11 protein-coding genes are annotated in these 16,898 nt (G+C 75.4%); 4 read left to right on the plus strand and 7 right to left on the minus strand.

The window, feature by feature from the left end; genetic code table 11:
• Nucleotides 1–32: 32 nt before the first annotated feature.
• From ACFVU7_RS09595 to ACFVU7_RS09610, 4 genes are read left to right on the plus strand one after another with little or no spacing between them, the layout of a single operon-like run.
• Nucleotides 33–941: an ABC transporter ATP-binding protein gene (locus ACFVU7_RS09595; protein ID WP_049652929.1), complete on the plus strand. Its 909-nt coding sequence runs from the start codon at nt 33–35 to the stop codon at nt 939–941.
• 11 nt (nt 942–952) lie between these two features.
• Entirely contained in the window at nt 953–1,693 is a 741-nt protein-coding gene (locus ACFVU7_RS09600; RefSeq protein WP_049652927.1) for an ABC transporter permease, read from the plus strand.
• A gap of 4 nt (nt 1,694–1,697) precedes the next feature.
• Nucleotides 1,698–2,981, plus strand: coding sequence for a sensor histidine kinase (locus ACFVU7_RS09605; RefSeq protein WP_380780533.1), 1,284 nt, complete (start codon nt 1,698–1,700; stop codon nt 2,979–2,981).
• The gene (locus ACFVU7_RS09610) at nt 2,978–3,601 is read left to right on the plus strand and encodes a response regulator transcription factor (protein WP_049652923.1); all 624 of its coding nucleotides are present in this window, start codon (nt 2,978–2,980) and stop codon (nt 3,599–3,601) included. The genes ACFVU7_RS09605 and ACFVU7_RS09610 overlap by 4 nt, the downstream gene beginning before the upstream one ends.
• Nucleotides 3,602–3,683: 82 nt before the next feature.
• Here ACFVU7_RS09610 and ACFVU7_RS09615 read toward each other — a convergent pair whose 3' ends face one another.
• The 7 genes from ACFVU7_RS09615 to ACFVU7_RS09645 all read right to left on the minus strand — a co-directional run bounded on the left by ACFVU7_RS09615 (nt 3,684) and on the right by ACFVU7_RS09645 (nt 16,895).
• Entirely contained in the window at nt 3,684–4,490 is an 807-nt protein-coding gene (locus ACFVU7_RS09615) for a thioesterase II family protein (protein WP_049652921.1), read from the minus strand.
• Between the two features lie 10 nt (nt 4,491–4,500).
• Nucleotides 4,501–7,662 carry a type I polyketide synthase gene (locus ACFVU7_RS09620; RefSeq protein ID WP_388044817.1) on the minus strand — a complete coding sequence of 1,054 codons (3,162 nt, stop codon included), beginning with the start codon at nt 7,660–7,662 and terminating at the stop codon, nt 4,501–4,503.
• Nucleotides 7,659–8,822 (minus strand): HAD-IIIC family phosphatase, encoded by a 1,164-nt coding sequence (locus tag ACFVU7_RS09625; RefSeq protein WP_388044818.1) that lies wholly within the window; start codon nt 8,820–8,822, stop codon nt 7,659–7,661. The genes ACFVU7_RS09620 and ACFVU7_RS09625 overlap by 4 nt, the downstream gene beginning before the upstream one ends.
• A gap of 98 nt (nt 8,823–8,920) precedes the next feature.
• Nucleotides 8,921–10,099, minus strand: coding sequence for an acyl-CoA dehydrogenase family protein (locus tag ACFVU7_RS09630; RefSeq protein ID WP_388044819.1), 1,179 nt, complete (start codon nt 10,097–10,099; stop codon nt 8,921–8,923).
• Nucleotides 10,096–10,368 carry a methoxymalonate biosynthesis protein gene (locus ACFVU7_RS09635; protein ID WP_049658118.1) on the minus strand — a complete coding sequence of 91 codons (273 nt, stop codon included), beginning with the start codon at nt 10,366–10,368 and terminating at the stop codon, nt 10,096–10,098. Before ACFVU7_RS09635 ends, ACFVU7_RS09630 begins: the two co-directional genes overlap by 4 nt.
• A 52-nt stretch (nt 10,369–10,420) precedes the next feature.
• A complete protein-coding gene (locus tag ACFVU7_RS09640) occupies nt 10,421–11,275 on the minus strand; it encodes a 3-hydroxyacyl-CoA dehydrogenase family protein (RefSeq protein ID WP_388044820.1) in 855 nt (284 codons plus the stop codon).
• The gene (locus ACFVU7_RS09645; protein ID WP_388044821.1) at nt 11,268–16,895 is read right to left on the minus strand and encodes an SDR family NAD(P)-dependent oxidoreductase; all 5,628 of its coding nucleotides are present in this window, start codon (nt 16,893–16,895) and stop codon (nt 11,268–11,270) included. The genes ACFVU7_RS09640 and ACFVU7_RS09645 overlap by 8 nt, the downstream gene beginning before the upstream one ends.
• Nucleotides 16,896–16,898 lie beyond the last annotated feature (3 nt).

Raw genomic sequence — 16,898 nt, forward strand, 5'->3', positions numbered from 1 at the left:
GGCGGACCGGGGCCGACTGCCAGGCTGATGCCATGGCAATCATCGAGGTGGACAGCCTCGTCAAGCGCTACGGCGACAACTCCGTGCTGAACGGGGTCAGCTTCGCCGTCGAGCAGGGCGAGATCTTCGGCATCCTGGGGCCCAACGGGGCCGGCAAGACCACGACCGTCGAGTGCATCGAGGGGCTGCGCACCCCGGACGGCGGCACCATCAGCGTCTGCGGCATCGACCCTCAGCGCGACACCGGCGAGCTGCGGCAGCTGCTCGGCGCGCAGCTGCAGGAGAGCGAGCTGCCCGACAAGCTCAAGGTCGGCGAGGCGCTGGAGCTGTACAGCTCCTTCTACCGCCAGCCGGCCGACTGGCGCGAGCTGGCCGAGATCCTGAACCTCACCGGCAAGCTCGGCACCCAGTTCCGGCGGCTGTCCGGCGGGCAGAAGCAGCGGCTGTCGATCGCGCTCGCGCTGCTCGGCACCCCGAAGGTGGCGGTGCTCGACGAGCTCACCACCGGCCTCGACCCGCAGGCGCGCCGCGACGTGTGGGGCCTGATCGAGCGCATCCGCGACCGGGGCGTGACGATCCTGCTGGTCACGCACTTCATGGAGGAGGCGGAGCGGCTCTGCGACCGGCTCGCCGTGATCGACACCGGGCGGGTCATCGCGATCGACACCCCGGGCGGCCTGGTGTCGCGGGTCGACAAGGGGCAGCGGATCCGGTTCCGGCCGTCCGGGCCGCTGGACGAGACCCGGCTGACCGCACTGGACGAGGTCACCTCCGTCGAGTGGGCCGGCCCGCAGATCGTCGTGACCGGCAGGGGGGACCTGCTGCTCGCGGTGACCACCCTGCTCGCCGGCCAGCGGATCACCGCACTCGACCTGCGGGTCGAGCAGAACTCGCTGGAGGACGCGTTCGTCGCGCTCACCGGCCGCCCCGTCGAATCCTGAGGAGTCCCACCGTGTCCCCCCTGCTCCGGCTCACCGCCACCGAGACCAAGCTGTTCCTCCGCGAGCCGATCGTCGTGTTCTTCGCGCTCGCGTTCGCCCCGATCCTGCTCGTCGTGCTCGGCCTGATCCCCTCGATGCGGGCGAACAGCCCCGAGCTCGGCAACGTGCGGCCGATCACCCTGTACCTGCCGATCGTCGTGTCGATGGGCATCGCCCTGTTCGCGCTCAGCGGCCTGTCCCAACTGTTCGCCTCGTACCGGGAGAAGGGTGTGCTGCGGCGCATGCGGACCACCCCGGTCAAGCCGGGCGTGATGCTCGGCGCGCAGCTGCTGATGGCCACCGTGCTGTCCGTGGTGACGATGCTGGTCATGCTGACCATCGGCAAGCTGGCGTTCGACGTCGACCTGCCCCGCAAGCTCCCCGCCTACCTGCTCAGCTACCTGCTGGTGGCGCTGGCGATGTTCGCGGTCGGCCTGCTCGTCGCCGCGCTCGCGCCGACCGGCCGGAGCGCCAGCGCGATGGGTTCGCTGGTCTTCTTCCCGCTGGTGTTCTTCGCCGGCCTGTGGCTGCCGCGCGCCAAGATGAACGATGTCCTGCTGACCATCAGCGACTTGACTCCGCTCGGCGCCGGCGTGCAATCATTGCAGGACACCACCGCCGGGCACTGGCCGCAGCTGATCCACCTCGCCGCCATGCTGGGGTGGACGATCGTGGCCGGCGGACTGGCCGCGCGATACTTCCGCTGGGAGTAGTGGGTTGAGCATCGAGGCCGAGCTGCGCGCGGAGTTCGATCACTGGGAGCGTACGAAGATCGCGGCCTTCAAGGCGCTCCCGTACGTCCTCCTGGCGATCAGCACCGTGATCACCCTGCTCCAGCTGGTCTGGCGGGTGCCGATGCACTTCACCCTGGTACTCGGGCTCTCCGCCGCCGCCGCGCTCTGGATGCTCTGCTTCCGCACGCTGCGCCCGGAACGGCGGCAGAACCGCCGGCTGATGGGCGTGTACTACACCGGGTTGATGCTGCTGGCCGCCGCCCTGGTGGGCGTCGCGCCCTGGTACGGACTCTTCACCTTCGTCGGCTACCCCCAGGCGTTCGAGTACCTGCGGGGTCGCCGGCGGTACGTCGGCGCCGCCGTCACCGCGATGATCTCGGCGGCGGCGTTCATGGGGGGCGTGGCCGGCATCAACGCCGCCCACATGTGGTGGGCGTGGCTGGCCGTCGGCCTGATCTCCGCGGTGCTGGCCGGGGCGCTGTTCTACTTCGTCGAGATGGCGGACCACCGCAACGACAAGCAGAAGCAGGCCCTCGTCGAGCTGCACGAGGCCAACGCCAAGCTGGAGGCCGCGCTGGCGGAGAACGCCGCCCTCCACGCCCGGCTGATGGTCCAGGCCCGCGAGGCGGGCGTCCTGGACGAGCGGCAGCGGATGGCGCGGGAGATCCACGACACCCTCGCCCAGGGGCTGGCGGGCATACTGACCCAGCTCCAGGCCGCCGAGCAGACCCTGGACGAGCCCCCGACGCTGCGCCAGCACCTGGCGAACGCGACGAACCTGGCCCGCGAGAGCCTCGTCGAGGCCCGCCGGACGGTCCACGCGGTGGAGCCGGCGGTGCTCGCCGAGGCCCGGCTCCCGGACGCGATCGGCGACGTGGCCCGGCGCTGGTCGGAGATCAACCACATCGACGCGGTGCTGACCACCACCGGCGACGCCCGGCCGATGCACACCGAGGTCGAGGTGACGCTGCTGCGCACCGCGCAGGAGGCGCTGGCCAACGTGGCCAAGCACGCGCGGGCCGGCCGGGTCGGCCTGACCCTGTCGTACATGGAGGACCTGGTCACCCTCGACGTGCGGGACGACGGCGTGGGCTTCGATCCGAGCGCCAAGCGGGTCAACGGGTCCACCAGCGGCGGGTTCGGGCTCCTCGGCATGCGCCAGCGGGTGCAGCGGCTCGCCGGGCGGCTGGCCATCGAGTCGGAACCGGGGGGCGGGACGGCGATCTCGGCGGCCGTCCCCGCCATCCCCGCGGGAGGTGCGGAATGATCACCCTGCTGATCGTCGACGATCATCCGGTGGTGCGGGACGGGCTGCGGGGCATGTTCCGGGCCGATCCCCGCTTCGAGGTGCTCGGCGAGGCCGGTGACGGCGCGGAGGCCATCGCCGCCGCGGAGGAGCTGCGGCCCGACGTGGTCCTGATGGACCTGCGGATGCCGAGGACCGACGGGGTCACCGCCATCAAGGAGCTGACCAAGCGCGGTGTGCCCTCGCGGGTGCTGGTGCTCACCACGTACGACACGGACAGCGACGTGGTGCCCGCCATCGAGGCCGGCGCCACCGGCTACCTGCTGAAGGACGCGCCGCGGGAGGAGCTGTTCCGCGCGGTGGAGGCGGCCGCGCAGGGGCAGGCGGTGCTCTCCCCCTCGATCGCGACCCGGCTCATGGGCCAGGTCCGACGGCCGGCGCCCGCGCCGCTGTCGGCGCGCGAGCTGGAGATCCTCGAACTGGTCGCCCAGGGGACGACGAACCGCGAGGCCGCGCGGAAGCTCTTCATCAGCGAGGCGACGGTCAAGACCCATCTCCTGCACATGTACGCCAAGCTCGGGGTCAGCGACCGGGCGGCGGCGGTGGCCGCCGGGTTCTCGCACGGCTACCTGACGCCCTGACGACCTGACCGGCGCTCCCGCCGGAGTGCCCGCGGGTGCCGCCCGGACGGTTCGACCCGTCCGGGCGGCACCCGCGGCCGTGTCACCGTCCGCCGGAGGACGCCCGCGGTGCGTCGACGGCCTCGGCCAGGTGGCCGTCCAGCAGGCCGATGACCCGCGGCATCTCCTCGGTGAGGAAGAAGTGCCCGCCGGGGAAGACCTGGAGGTCGAACCCGCCGGTGGTGTGGGCCCGCCAGTCCTCCGCCTCGGCGACCGAGGTCTTGGGGTCGCGGTCGCCCGTCAGGGAGGTGATCGGGCAGCTGACGACGGCGTCCGCGCCGGCCCGGTAGGTCTCGATGGCGCGGTAGTCGGCGCGCAGCGCCGGCATCGCGGCCGCCATCAGGTCCGGGTCGTCGAGGACGACGGACGAGGACCCGTCCAGGCGGCGGATCTCGTCGGTGATCGCGTCGTCGCCGAGCAGGTGCACCCCCTCGGTCGGGCCCAGCCCGATCGCCGGGCCGCGCCGGCCGGAGACGACCAGGCGGGCGGCGGGCCGGCCGGCGGCCTCGCAGCGGCGGGCCACCTCGAAGGCGACGACGGCGCCCATGCTGTGGCCGAACAGCACCAGGGGCAGCTCGGGCTGCCGGGCCAGCACCTCGTGGATCCGGTCGGCCAGGACGTTCAGGTCGGCGATCGGCTCCTCCCGGCGGCGGTCCTGACGGCCCGGGTACTGGACGGCCAGGACCTCGACGCGGTCGGCGGCGGCCAGCGCGTACGGCACCGGGCGGTAGAACGGGGCGGTGCCCCCCGCGTGCGGGAAGCACACCAGGCGGGCGGCGGGCGCCTCCGTCCTCCGGTAGCAGCGCAGCCAGAGGTCGTCGTCGGCGGTGGGGTCGGGTCGGGCGGACATGGTTCTCCGTTCAGTGATCACGGTCGGGGCCGAGCTCGGCCTCGATGAGGGCGAGGAGTTCGTCGTCGGTGGTGTCGGACAGCGCGTCCGCGCCGGTCCCCCGGCCGGGCCCGGCAGCGGACCCGCCGCCGGTCCGGCCGACCAGCGACTCCAGCCGGGCCAACGCCCGTTCCCGGGCCGCCGGATCCTCGGCGGCGGCGAGCAGCGCTTCGAGGGCGTCGAGCGCGGCGGGCAGCGGATCGGGGTTCAGGGCGGCGTGCAGGTGGGACGCCAGGACGGCGGGTGACGGGTGGTCGTACACCAGGCCCGGCGGGAGCGCGAGGCCGGTGGCGGACGCGAGGCGGTTGCGCAGCTCGACGGCCAGGACGGAACCGAGGCCCTGGGACTTGAAGGTGCGGGTCGGGTGCACGCCCCCGGCGCCGTCGTGGCCGAGGACGGCCGCGGCGTGGGCGCGGACCAGGTCCAGTACGGCCCGTTCGGTGCCCAGGGCCGCGGGGGTCACGGCGGCCGGGGCCGGAGCGCCGGCGTCCGGGTCGGGACGCGCCGGGGCCTGCTGCCCGGCGGCCAGCCAGTGGCGGGTGCGCTGGAAGGCGTACGTCGGCAGGTCCACGGTGCGGCCGGCCGCCGGCAGCACCGTGCCCCAGTCGACGGGCACCCCCCGGACGTGGGCCTCGGCCAGCGAGGCCAGCAGGCGGTCCGGGCCGCCGTCCTCGCGCCGCAGGGTGCCGACGGCCGCCTCGGCGGCGATGCCGCCGACCAGCAGCGGGTGCGGGGACACCTCGACGAAGGCGCCGTGGCCGGCGGCGGTGAGCACCCCGACGGCCCGGTCGAACTCGACGGTCTCGCGCAGGCTCGCGTACCAGTACTCCGGGCCCGCCTCGGGGCCGGCCAGCCACTCCCCGGTCAGCGCGGAGACCATCGGGACCAGGGCCCGGCCCGGCTCGATCCCCTTCAGGACGGCGAGGACCTCCTCGCGCAGCTCGTCCACGTGGGCGCTGTGCGAGGCGTAGTCGACGGGGATCAGCCGGGTGCGCACCGCCTCACCGTACGCGTCCGCCAACTCCCGCAGGGCGTCGGGCTCACCGGAGACCACCGTCGCCGAGGGGCCGTTGACGGCCGCGACCGACAGCCGCTCCCCGAACGGCGCGATCCGCTCCCGGACGGCGTCCACCGTGTCGGCGACGGAGAGCATCCCGCCGCGCCCGGCCAGCGCCGTCAGCGCCCGGCTGCGCAGGGCCACCACCTGGGCGGCGTCGTCGAGGGAGAGGATTCCCGCGACGGCGGCCGCCGCGATCTCGCCCTGGGAGTGGCCCACCACCGCGTCGGGAGCGACACCGGCCGCCTGCCACACGGCGGCCAGCGAGACCATCACCGCCCAGAGCGCCGGCTGCACCACGTCGGCGGCCTCGAAACCGTGAAGGCCCGCCAGCACATCGTCCAACTGCCAGTCCACGTACGGCGCGAGGGCCTCGGCGCACTCCGCCAGCCGCGCCGCGAACACCGGCGAGGCCTCCGCCAGCTCACGGCCCATCCCCACCCACTGGCCGCCCTGGCCGGGGAAGACGAACACCGTCCGCCCGGGGCCCTCGGGGCCGACCGCGCCGGTGACGACGGCGGCGGAGGGGCGGCCGGCCGCGAGGTCCGCCAGGGCGTCCAGCGGCCGCGGGCCGAGCAGGACGGCCCGGTGGTCGAGCGCCGCCCGCGTCGTGGCGAGGGACCGGGCGACCTCCCCGGCCGACGCCTCCGGCCGGGCCGCCAGGTGCTCCCGCAGCCGCTCGGCCTGGGCGGCCAGTGCGGCGGGCGTCCGGGCGGAGAGCAGCCAGACGGGGTCGGCGCCGTCCACCACGGACGCGGCGGGCGGGGACGCAGTGGTTGCGGCGGGGGCCGGTTCGGCGGGGGCGGCCTCCAGGACGACATGGGCGTTGGTGCCGCCGATGCCGAAGCCCGACACGCCCGCGCGGGGCGGGTGCGCGGTCTCCGGCCACGGGGTCGGCTCCGTCAGCAGCCGTACCGCGCCGTCCCCCCAGTCGACGGCCGGCGTGGGCTCGGTGATGTGCAGCGACTCGGGGAGCGTGCGGTGCCGCAGGGCGAGGACCGTCTTGATGACGCCCGCGACGCCCGCCGCCGCGAGGGTGTGGCCGAGGTTGGACTTCACCGAGCCGACCAGCAGCGGGCGCCCGTGCGCCCGGTCCGCGCCGTAGGCGGCGAGCAGGGCCCCCGCCTCGACCCGGTCGCCCAGCCGGGTGCCGGTGCCGTGCGCCTCGACGGCGTCGATCTCCGCGGGGGCCAGCTCCGCGTCGGCGAGCGCGGCGTGGATGACCGCGCGCTGGGCCTCGCCGTTCGGGGCCGTCAGGCTGTGGCCGGCGCCGTCGGAGTTGACGGCCGAGCCGCGGACCACCGCCAGCACCCGGTGGCCCAGGCGCCGCGCCCGCTCCAGCCGTTCCAGCACGAGCACGCCGGCCCCCTCGGACCAGGCCACGCCGTCCGCGTCCGCGGAGAAGGGCTTGCAGCGGGCGTCCGGGGCCAGACCGCCCAGCGCGCTGAACGCGACGTGGTAGCCGGGCGTCGTCATCACCGTCACCCCGCCCGCCAGCGCCAGGTCGCACTCACCGCCGCGCAGCCCCTCGACGGCGAGGTGCAGCGCCACCAGCGAGCTGGAGGCCGAGGTGTCGACGGTGAGGACGGGGCCGTTGAGGCCGAGGGTGTGGGCCAGCCGCCCGCTGATGACGCTCGGGGCGGTGCCGGTGAACAGCACGCCGGCGAGGTCGGCGGGCGCCTCGTGCAGCGCGGGCCCGTACGGCCGGGCCTCGGCGCCGAGGAACACCCCGGTACGGGAGCCCCGCAGGGTGGTCGGGTCGATGCGGGCGTGCTCCAGGGCCTCCCAGCCCACCTCCAGGGCGAGCCGCTGCTGCGGGTCCATGGCGTCGGCCTCGCGCGGGGAGAGGTCGAAGAACGCGGCGTCGAAGCGGGTCGCGCTGTCGAGGAACCCGCCGCGGTCGGTGGCGCAGCGCCCGTCGCGGCGCAGCGCGTCGAGGTCCCAGCCGCGGTCGGTGGGGAAGGGGCCCGCGACGGTGCGGCGGGCGACGAGGGCCTGCCACAGGTCCTCGGGCGAGTCGATGCCGCCGGGGTAGCGGCAGGCCATGCCGATGACGGCCAGGGGCTCGGCGGTCATGCGCCGGCTCCGCCCGTGGAACCCGCGGAACCCGTGGAGGCCACGGGGCCGAGGGCGGGGGCGTCGACGCGCACGGTGGTGGGGGCCGGGCGGCGGTCCGCCACCAGGTGCCGGAACTCGATGCCCGCACGCCCGGAGCCGGCCGCCCCGGCGTCGGCCTCGGCGTCGGCGTCGGCGTCGGCAGAGCGCAGTTCGGCGAGGCAGTCGCACGCCGCGTCGGTGAACCCGGCGAACCGGTAGGCGATCTCCATCATCCGGTTGCGGTCGGTGCGGCGGAAGTCGGCGGCCAGGTGGACCCCGGCCGCCGCCGCCTCGCCGATCAGCCAGTCCAGCAGGACGGCGCCCGCGCCGAAGGACACCACCCGGCAGGAGGTGGCCAGCAGCTTCAGGTGCCAGACCCGCTCGTGGTAGCCGACGAGCAGCACGCCGACGGCGCCGTGCGGGCCGAAGCGGTCGGTGAGGGAGACGGTGAGGACCTCGTGCTCCGGATCGGCGATCAGGGCCCGCAGGTCGGCGTCGGAGTAGTAGACGCCGGTGGCGTTCATCTGGCTGGTGCGGAGGGTGAGTTCCTCGACCCGGGAGAGGTCGGCGTCGTCGGCCCGCTTGATCTCCATGACCAGGTCCAGCGAGCGGAGGAAGGCCTCGTCAGGGCCGGTGAACTCCTCGCGCTCGGCGGTCCGGCGGAAGCCCGCCTGGTACATGCTGCGGCGGCGGGCGGCGTCGACGGTGACGACGGCCGGGCTGAACTCGGGGAGGCCGGTCAGCTCCGCGGCCAGCGCCGCGTCGAAGCAGCGGACCTCGGGGTGGTGGTGGGCGACCTCGGCGCGCTCGGCCGGCTGGTCGTCGATGAAGGCGACCGTCTTCAGGGCGAAGTTCAGCCCGTCCGCGATCTCCTTGACCGACCGGGACTTGGGATGCCAGCCGATCCGCGGCAGGACGAAGTACTCGGCGACGCCGAGGGCCTCCAGCTGCTGCCAGGCGTGGTCGTGGTCGTTCTTGCTGGCCACGGCCTGGAGGATGCCCCGGGCGTCGAGTTCGACGATGGTGCGGCGGATCTCCTCGGGCAGCACCACCTCGTGGTCCTCCAGGAGGGTGCCCCGCCACAGGGTGTTGTCCAGGTCCCAGACCAGGCACTTGACGAGGGTGGGTGCGTCGGACACGGGGCGCTCCTTCGATTTCCGTTCGTTGCCGTGTTCGTGGTGCGTGTGGTGCGTTCAGTGCTCGTGGTACGTCGTGCCCGTGCGGGGCGGCGGGCGGCTCAGAGCCGGTCGAGGGCGTGCCGGGCGAGGATCAACTGCGAGATCTCGGTGCTGCCTTCGATCAGTTCCATCGCCTTGGCGTCCCGGTAGGCCCGGGCCACCACGTGGCCGTCGGTGAAGCCCCGCGAGGCGAGCACCTGGACGGCCGTCGCGGCGCCGCGGGTCGCGTGGGTGGCGGCGACCTGCTTGGCCAGCACCGCCGTCACCGCCGCGTCCGGGGCGGTGCGGTCCCACTGCTCGGCGGCGTGCCGGCAGACCTGGGTGGCGATCCGCTCCGAGGTGTAGAGCTCGGCGATGTGCCGGGCCACCAGCTGGTGCTCGCCGATCGGGCCGCCGCCCTGCTCGCGGGTGCGGGCGTCCCCGACGGCGGCCGTGAGGCAGGCGCGCAGGATGCCGACGCAGCCCCAGGCCACCGACATCCGGCCGTAGGACAGGCCGACCGTGAACAGCAGCGCGAGCGGCTGGCGCCCGCCGCCGAGCACGGCGTCGGCCGGGATCCGGACGTCGTCGAGCACGATGCGGCAGTGCGTGGCGGCGCGGCAGCCGAGCGGGGCCGCGACGGGCTCGATGCGGACGCCGGGGGCGTCCGTCGGCACCATCGCGGCGGCGCCGTCCGGACCGTCGCCGTAGCGGCCGACGACCATGACGAGGTCGGCGTAGGCGGCCCCGGTGATCCACATCTTCTCGCCGGAGACGATCAGGTCGCCGCTGCCGTCCTCGGCCGGACGGATGCGGGTGGTCATGCCGCTGAGGTCGGAGCCCGCGCCCGGCTCGCTGAAGCCCACGCAGGCGAGCCGGCCGCTCGTCAGCTGCCCGAGGTAGCGCCGGCGCTGCTCGCGGTCGCCGAAGCGGCGGACGACCGCCGCGGCGATCCCCTGGACCGTCATCACGCTGCGCAGCGAGCTGCACAGGGCGCCGACGTGGGCGGTGAGTTCGCCGTTCTCCTGGCCGGTGCGGCCGGGCCCGCCGAAGCGGGCCGGCACCTCGGCGCACAGCACGCCCATCGCGCCGAGCTCGCGCAGCAGCTCGACGGGGATCCGGCCGGCCGCGTCCCAGGCGGCCGGCCCGTCGCCGACCAGGGCGTCGATCGCGGCGGTGTCGAAGCCCGTCCCGCCCGTACCCGTGGCGGCCGTACCCGTGGCGCCCGCACCGGCCGTACCCGTGGCCCCGCCGCTCATGCGTCCCCGGTCTCGCGCAGGCGCAGCACCATGGCCGCCATGGCGCGGATGCTGCGGAAGTTGTCCCGGTTCAGCTCGGCGCCGACGATCTCGATGTCGTACTCGTCCTCCAGGAACACCACCAGTTCCATGGCGAACATCGAGGAGATCGCGCCGGTGGCGAAGAGGTCCTGCTCGACCTCGGGTTCGGCGCCGGTGTGTCCGACGAGGAAGGCGCTCAGCGCCTGCTCGACGGCGGTCGTCCCGGCAGCGGCGTTCGCGGTGGTCATGTGTCCGTACCTTTCGTAGTTCCGTGCTGGCCGTTCGGGGGGAGCCCGGTGCTCAGCCGTACGTGTAGAAGCCCCGGCCGGACTTGCGGCCGTGGTGCCCGTCGCGGACCTTCCGGAGCATCAGCTCGCAGGGGTCGCACTCGGGGTCGCCGGTGCGCTCGTGCAGGACCCGCAGGGAGTCGACGAGGTTGTCGATGCCGATCAGGTCGGCGGTGCGCAGCGGTCCGGTGGTGTGGCCGAGGCAGCCTTCCAGCAGCCCGTCCACCGTCTCGGCGGAGGCGACGCCCTCCTGGACGAGCATCGCCGCCCGGTTGATCAGCGGGTGCAGCAGCCGGTTGACGACGAAGCCCGGTGCGTCGTTGACCACCAGCGCCGTGCGGCCGAGCGCGGTCAGCAGCGAGGTGACGGCGGTCATCGTGGCGTCGCCGGTGGCCCGGCCGCGGATCACCTCGACCATGGTGATCAGGTAGGCCGGGTTCATGAAGTGCACGCCGACGAGCTCGTCGCCGCGCGCCACCCAACCCGCCATCTCGTCGATGGGGATGCACGAGGTGTTGGAGATCAGCAGGGTGCCGGGGGCGACCAGCCCGGAGACCTCGGTCAGCACCTCGCGCTTGACCTCGGCGACCTCCACGACGGCCTCGACGACGGCGGTCGCGTCGGCGATGTCGGCCGGCGTGGTGGTGGTGGCCAGCGTGCCGTGGGCGCGGCCCGCGGGGAGGGCCTCCAGCAGCTGGGCGTGCTTCAGCTTGCGGCGGATCGCCGTCCGGGCCGTGGCCAGGGTCGGCTCGTCGACGTCGACGAGGGTGACGTCGACGCCGTGGCCGAGGGCGAGGGCGGCGATGTTGGTGCCCATGACGCCGCCGCCGATGACGGCGAGGCGGTGCTGTTCGTGACGGTCAGTCATCGTGTCCCTCCCGGGTGGTGGTGAAGTGCTCGTCGAGCCAGGAGTCGACGGCCCGCGCGGTGGTCCCGGCGTGGGCGCCGATCATGGTGAAGTGGTCGCCCGGAACGGTCACCGGGGTGAGGTCGCCGGAGAGGTCCCACGGGAGGCGGACGGCGCCGTCCCCGCCCTCGGGGCCGCCCGGCTCGCCGCCGTGGCGGAGCAGCAGGGTCGGCAGGTCCGCGGTGTACGGGACGTGGCCGCGCCAGTCCTGGACGTAGTAGTGGGCGAGCGCGGTCAGCCAGTCGTCCCCGCCGATGCCGCCCGCGTCGACGCCCCCGGGGTTGCCCAGGAGCACGGCGGCCGGCAGGGTGCCGATGATCTCGTCGGGGGCACCGGCCGACTGCGGGGCGAAGCTGTCCAGCAGCACCAGCGCGGCGGGGCCCCGGCCCAGTTCGGCGAGGCGGGCGGCGAGGGCCTGCGCGACCAGCCCGCCGGAGGAGTAGCCGACGAGGACGAACGGGCCGGCCTCCGGGGCGGTCTCCGGGGCGGCGAGCACCGTCCGGACGCACAGGTCGAGCAGCGCGTCCGGGTCGGCGGCCAGCGGCTCCCCCGCCGTGTAGCCGGGGATCACCGCGGAGAGGACGTGCCGGGGGCGGCGCAGGCCCTGCACCACCCGGACGAACTCCTGGGCGTCGCCCGCGCCGAACGACGGCAGGCAGACGAGCGTCGGCCCGACCGTGTCCGCGGACCGGCGGGTGAGCGGGACCAGGGGCGGGACGCCCGCCAGCTCGTCCGCACCGGCGAAGCGGGGCCGGAACCGGGCCAGCCCGGCGATCATCCGTACGGCGTCGGCCCCCTGGCCGAGGCTGTTCGCCCGCAGGTACAGGGCGGCCAGCGTCTCGGCGGCCGGTGTCCCGGCGGCTCCGGCCCGCTCCGCGCCGTCCGCGGATTCCGGCGCGGCGGCCAGCGCGAAGCGGGGCGCGGCCCGCTGCGGTCCGCCGTCCTGGCGCACCGGTCCGTCGGCGAGCCGCTCCCGCAGGTACGCGGCCGTCAGGGCGGGGGTGGGGTGGTCGAAGACCAGCGGACCGCTCAGCCGCAGACCGGTGGCCCCGGCGAGCCGCTTGCGCAGCTCCAGCGCGCTCAGCGAGGTGAACCCCTGCTCCAGGAACGTGGCGTCCGGGTCGACGGCCGCCGCGTCCGGGTGGCCGAGCGCGGCGGCGGCGTGCTCCCGGACCAGCTCCAGCAGGACCGCCTCCCGCTCCCGCGCCGACCGCGCCCCGCCGAGCCGGGCGGACAGCCGGACGGCGGCGGACGACCGCCGCGCACCGGCGCCGTCGTCGCCCGCGAACCCGTCCTCGTCCCCGTCCCCCTGCTCCAGGACCCGGAGGGCGTCGGGAAGCGCGGACAGCAGCGGGCTCGGCCGGTGCAGCGTGTACAGCGGCACGAACCGCGCCCAGTCGACGTCGGCGACGACGAGCAGCGTCTCGTCGTCGTCCAGCGCCTGGGCGAGGCCCTCGATGCCGCGCTCGGGAGCCATCGTCCGCAGCCCGTAGGCGCTCAGCTGCTCACCCGCCTCCCCCGCGCCCATGCCGCCGCCGCCCCACAGGCCCCAGGCCACCGAGGTGGCCGCCAGCCCGGCCGCGCGCCGCCGCTCGGCCAGGGCGTCCAGCGCCGCGTTGGCGGCGCCGTACCCGGCCAGCAGCCCGCTGCCCCAGGTGGCGGCGCCGGAGGAGAACAGCACGAAGGCGTCCAGCTCCAGTCCGCGCTCGGCCGACAGCTCGTGCAGGTGCACGGCGCCACCGACCTTCACCTCGGAGACCTCCTGCAGCCCGGCGTCGGTCAGCGCGGCGACCGGCGCCCCGTGGCCGGTGCCCGCCGAGTGCACCACCGCCGACAGCGCGGGGCCGGTGGCGGCAACGCGGTCCAGCAGCGCGCCGACCGCGGGCCGCTCGGCGACGTCACAGGCGACCACCTCGACGGCGCTGCCGAGGGCCGCCAGTCCGGCCGCCAGCTCGGGCACCCCGGGCGCGGCCGGGCCGGAGCGGCCGGCCAGCACCACGCGCGGGGTGCCGCGCTCGGCCAGCAGCCGCGCCGTCCGGCCGCCGATCAGGCCCGTACCGCCAGTGACCAGCGCCGTCCCGGCGGTCCGCCACGGCTCGGCGGGTCCAGCTTCCGGGCGCGGGGCGCGCACCAGGCGGCGCGCGAACGCCCCCGTGCCGCGCAACGCGACCTGGTCCTCGCCCTCCGGTCCCGCGGCGAGCAGCCCGGCCAGGCGGTCCCCGACCGAGGCGTCGGACCCGGCCGACGTGTCCGACCCGGCCGGGAGGTCGACCAGGCCGCCCCACTGCTTGGCCTGCTCCAGACCCGCCGTCTGCCCCCACGCCCACACCTGGGCCTGCGCCAGACTGGGCACCTCGCCCGGCAGCGCCGCCACCGCGCCGCGGGTCAGCACCCACAGCGGCACCACCGACCCCGCGTCGAGCAGCGCCTGCAGCAGCGCGCTGGAGGCCGCCAGACCGGCGGGCACCCGGGGCCGACCGGGCAGCGGCGTCTCGTCCAGCGCCAGCAGGGACACCACACCGGCGAACTCGCCGACGCCGCGCAGGACATCACCGAGGGTCGCGCGATCGGCGGCGCCGGTCTCCAGCACCCGGACCTCTACGCCGCCGGCCCGCAGCGCGCCGGCCACCTCGGCGGCCGTCCCGGCCCCGGCCGGGCCGGCGACCACGAGCCACGTGCCGGACGGCACCGAGGCCGCCGGTGCCGAGCCCGACGGCCCGTCGAGGGGCTGCCACTCGACGCGGTACCGCCAGCCGGCCACCGCGTCCCGGGCCACCGGCTCCGGGAACACCGGCCAGTAGCGGCGGTACTGGAAGGCGTAGGTCGGCAGGTCGACGGTGCCGCTCCCGGTCCCGGCGGGCAGCAGGGCGGTCCAGTCCACGGGCAGGCCGCGGACGTACGCCTGGGCCAGCGAGAGCAGGAGGCGCCCGGCGCCGCCGTCGTCGCGGCGCAGGGTGTCGGCCACGACCGGGCCGTACGACTCCAGGCTGTCCGCGATGGCCGGGGCCAGCACCGGGTGCGGGGACACCTCGACGAAGGCGCCGTGGCCGGTTCCGGCGAGGGTGTGCACGGCCCGGTCGAACTCGACGGTCTCGCGCAGGCTGGCGTACCAGTAGTCCGGCACCAGTTCCGGCCCGGAGACCGTGGCGCCGGTGCTGGAGGAGACCATCGGAATCCGCCCCTCGCGGGGGGCGATGCCCTGGAGGGCGGCGAGGATCTCCTCGCGCAGCTCGTCCACGTGGGCGCTGTGCGAGGCGTAGTCCACCGGGATCATCCGGGCACGCGGCGAATCCCCGCAGGCGTCGGCCAGTTCACGCAGCGCGTCGGCGTCACCGGAAACCACCGTCGCCGACGGACCGTTCACCGCCGCGATGGAAAGGCGGGAACCGTACGGAGCGATCCGCGCCCGCACACCCGCCACCGGCTCCGCGATCGACAGCATCCCGCCACGACCCGCCAGCGCCTTCAGAGTCCGGCTGCGCAGAGCAACAACCTTCGCCGCGTCCTCCAGCGAGAGGATCCCGGCCACGGCCGCCGCCGCGATCTCACCCTGGGAGTGGCCCACCACGGCGTCGGGAACGACACCGGCCGCCTCCCAGACCGCAGCCAGCGACACCATCACCGCCCACAACGCCGGCTGCACCACATCGGCGGCCTCGAAACCGTGCCGACCGGCCAGCACCTCGTCCAACTGCCAGTCCACATAAGGCGCGAGAGCATCGGCACACTCCGCCAGCCGCGCCGCGAACACCGGCGAGACCTCCGCCAGCTCGCGCCCCATACCGACCCACTGACTGCCCTGCCCCGGGAAGACGAACACCGTCCGCCCCACCCCGGCGGACGGCACCTCGCCCGTCAGCACCCCGGCCCCGGGCCGGTCCGCGGCCACGGCCTCCAGTTTCGCCGCCAGCTCGGCACGGTCGGTGCCCAGCACCACCGCGCGCCGCTTGAACGCCGTCCGCGTGGTGGCGAGCGACCGGGCCACCTCCGGCAGCGGCAGCTCGGGGCGTGCCAGGAGGTGGTCCCGCAGCCGCCGCGCCTGGTCCGCCAGGGCCTCCTCGGACCGTCCGGAGACGGTGACCGGGAGCACGGCGGGCTCCGCGACCAGCACCGGCGGCGCGGCGGGCGCCGACACCGCGGCCGGCTCCGGCGTCCCGTCCGGCTCCGGCGCGGCCGGCCCTCCGGCGGGCGCCTCCTCCAGGATCACGTGCGCGTTGGTGCCGCTGATCCCGAACGCCGAGACGCCCGCCCGACGCGGCTGTTCGCCCGCCGGCCACGCCACGCGCTCCTGGAGCAGGCTCACGTGCCCCGCCGACCAGTCGACGTGCGGGGTCGGCTCCGCCGCGTGCAGCGTCGCCGGCAGCTCCTCGTGCCGCAGCGCCAGCACCATCTTGATCACACCGGCGATGCCGGCCGCCTGCTGGGCGTGCCCGATGTTCGACTTCACCGACCCCAGCCAGAGCGGCCGTTCGGCCGGATGCCCCTGCCCGTACGTCGCCAGCACCGCCTGCGCCTCGATCGGGTCGCCCAGCGTGGTGCCGGTGCCGTGCGCCTCGACGACGTCCACGTCCCCCGTCGCCAGCCGGGCGTTGGCCAGCGCCGCGCGGATCACGCGTTGCTGAGCGGGGCCGTTGGGCGCGGACAGGCCGTTGGAGGCGCCGTCCTGGTTGACGGCGCTCCCCCGGACCACGGCCAGCACCCGGTGCCCGTTGCGCCGGGCGTCCGACAGCCGCTCCAGCACCACCACACCCGCACCCTCGGCGAGGCCCATGCCGTCCGCGCCCGCCCCGAAGGCCTTGCAACGGCCGTCCCGGGCAAGGGCGTTCTGCTGCGAGAAGCCCACGAACTCGCCCGGGCTGACGATCACGGTCACCCCGCCGGCCAGCGCCAGCGTGCACTCCCCCGCGCGCAGCGACTGCACGGCGAGGTGCAGCGCGACCAGCGAGGAGGAGCAGGCGGTGTCCACCGACACCGCCGGCCCCGTCAGGCCCAGCGTGTACGACACCCGGCCGGACAGCACGCTCATCGCCGTACCGGTGATCAGGTGCGCCTCCGAGCCCGAGAGGTCGCCGCCGGCGGTCGCGTACCCGGAGGGCGCGGCGCCCGCGAACACGCCGGTGGCCGACTCGCGCAGGCTCGCCGGGTCGATCCCGGCCCGCTCGACCGCCTCCCAGGCCGTCTCCAGCAGCAGCCGCTGCTGCGGGTCCATCGCCAGGGCCTCGCGCGGACTGATCCCGAAGAACCCGCCGTCGAAGTCCGCGGCCCCGGAGACGAACCCGGCCTGGACGGTGCTGCTCGTGCCGTCCGCGCCCGGGGCGGCATCGAAGAGCGCGCCGAGGTCCCAGCCGCGGTCGGTGGGGAACCCGCCGACCGCGTCCCCGCCCGCCACCAGGAGGTCCCACAGGTCCTCGGGGGTGCGCACACCGCCCGGGTAGCGGCAGGCCATCCCGACGATCGCGATCGGCTCCCGCTCCCGCTCGGTCGCCTCGCGCAGCCGGGCCCGCGTGGTGCGGAGCTTGGCGGTGGTCTGCTTGAGGAAATCGAGCAGTTTCTCTTCGTTCTGCATGGTGCTGTCGCTCACATT

It is taken from the genome of Kitasatospora sp. NPDC058046, from assembly GCF_042885595.1.
Taxonomy (GTDB): domain Bacteria; phylum Actinomycetota; class Actinomycetes; order Streptomycetales; family Streptomycetaceae; genus Kitasatospora.

Excerpts from the sequence above, each read along its gene's own strand:
- ACFVU7_RS09630 (WP_388044819.1), bottom strand. The coding sequence starts at position 10,099 with ATGAGCGGCGGGGCCACGGGTACGGCCGGTGCGGGCGCCACGGGTACG.
- ACFVU7_RS09595 (WP_049652929.1), top strand. The coding sequence starts at position 33 with ATGGCAATCATCGAGGTGGACAGCCTCGTCAAGCGCTACGGCGACAAC.
- ACFVU7_RS09610 (WP_049652923.1), top strand. The coding sequence starts at position 2,978 with ATGATCACCCTGCTGATCGTCGACGATCATCCGGTGGTGCGGGACGGG.
- ACFVU7_RS09620 (WP_388044817.1), bottom strand. The coding sequence starts at position 7,662 with ATGACCGCCGAGCCCCTGGCCGTCATCGGCATGGCCTGCCGCTACCCC.
- ACFVU7_RS09615 (WP_049652921.1), bottom strand. The coding sequence starts at position 4,490 with ATGTCCGCCCGACCCGACCCCACCGCCGACGACGACCTCTGGCTGCGC.
- ACFVU7_RS09635 (WP_049658118.1), bottom strand. The coding sequence starts at position 10,368 with ATGACCACCGCGAACGCCGCTGCCGGGACGACCGCCGTCGAGCAGGCG.
- ACFVU7_RS09640 (WP_388044820.1), bottom strand. The coding sequence starts at position 11,275 with ATGACTGACCGTCACGAACAGCACCGCCTCGCCGTCATCGGCGGCGGC.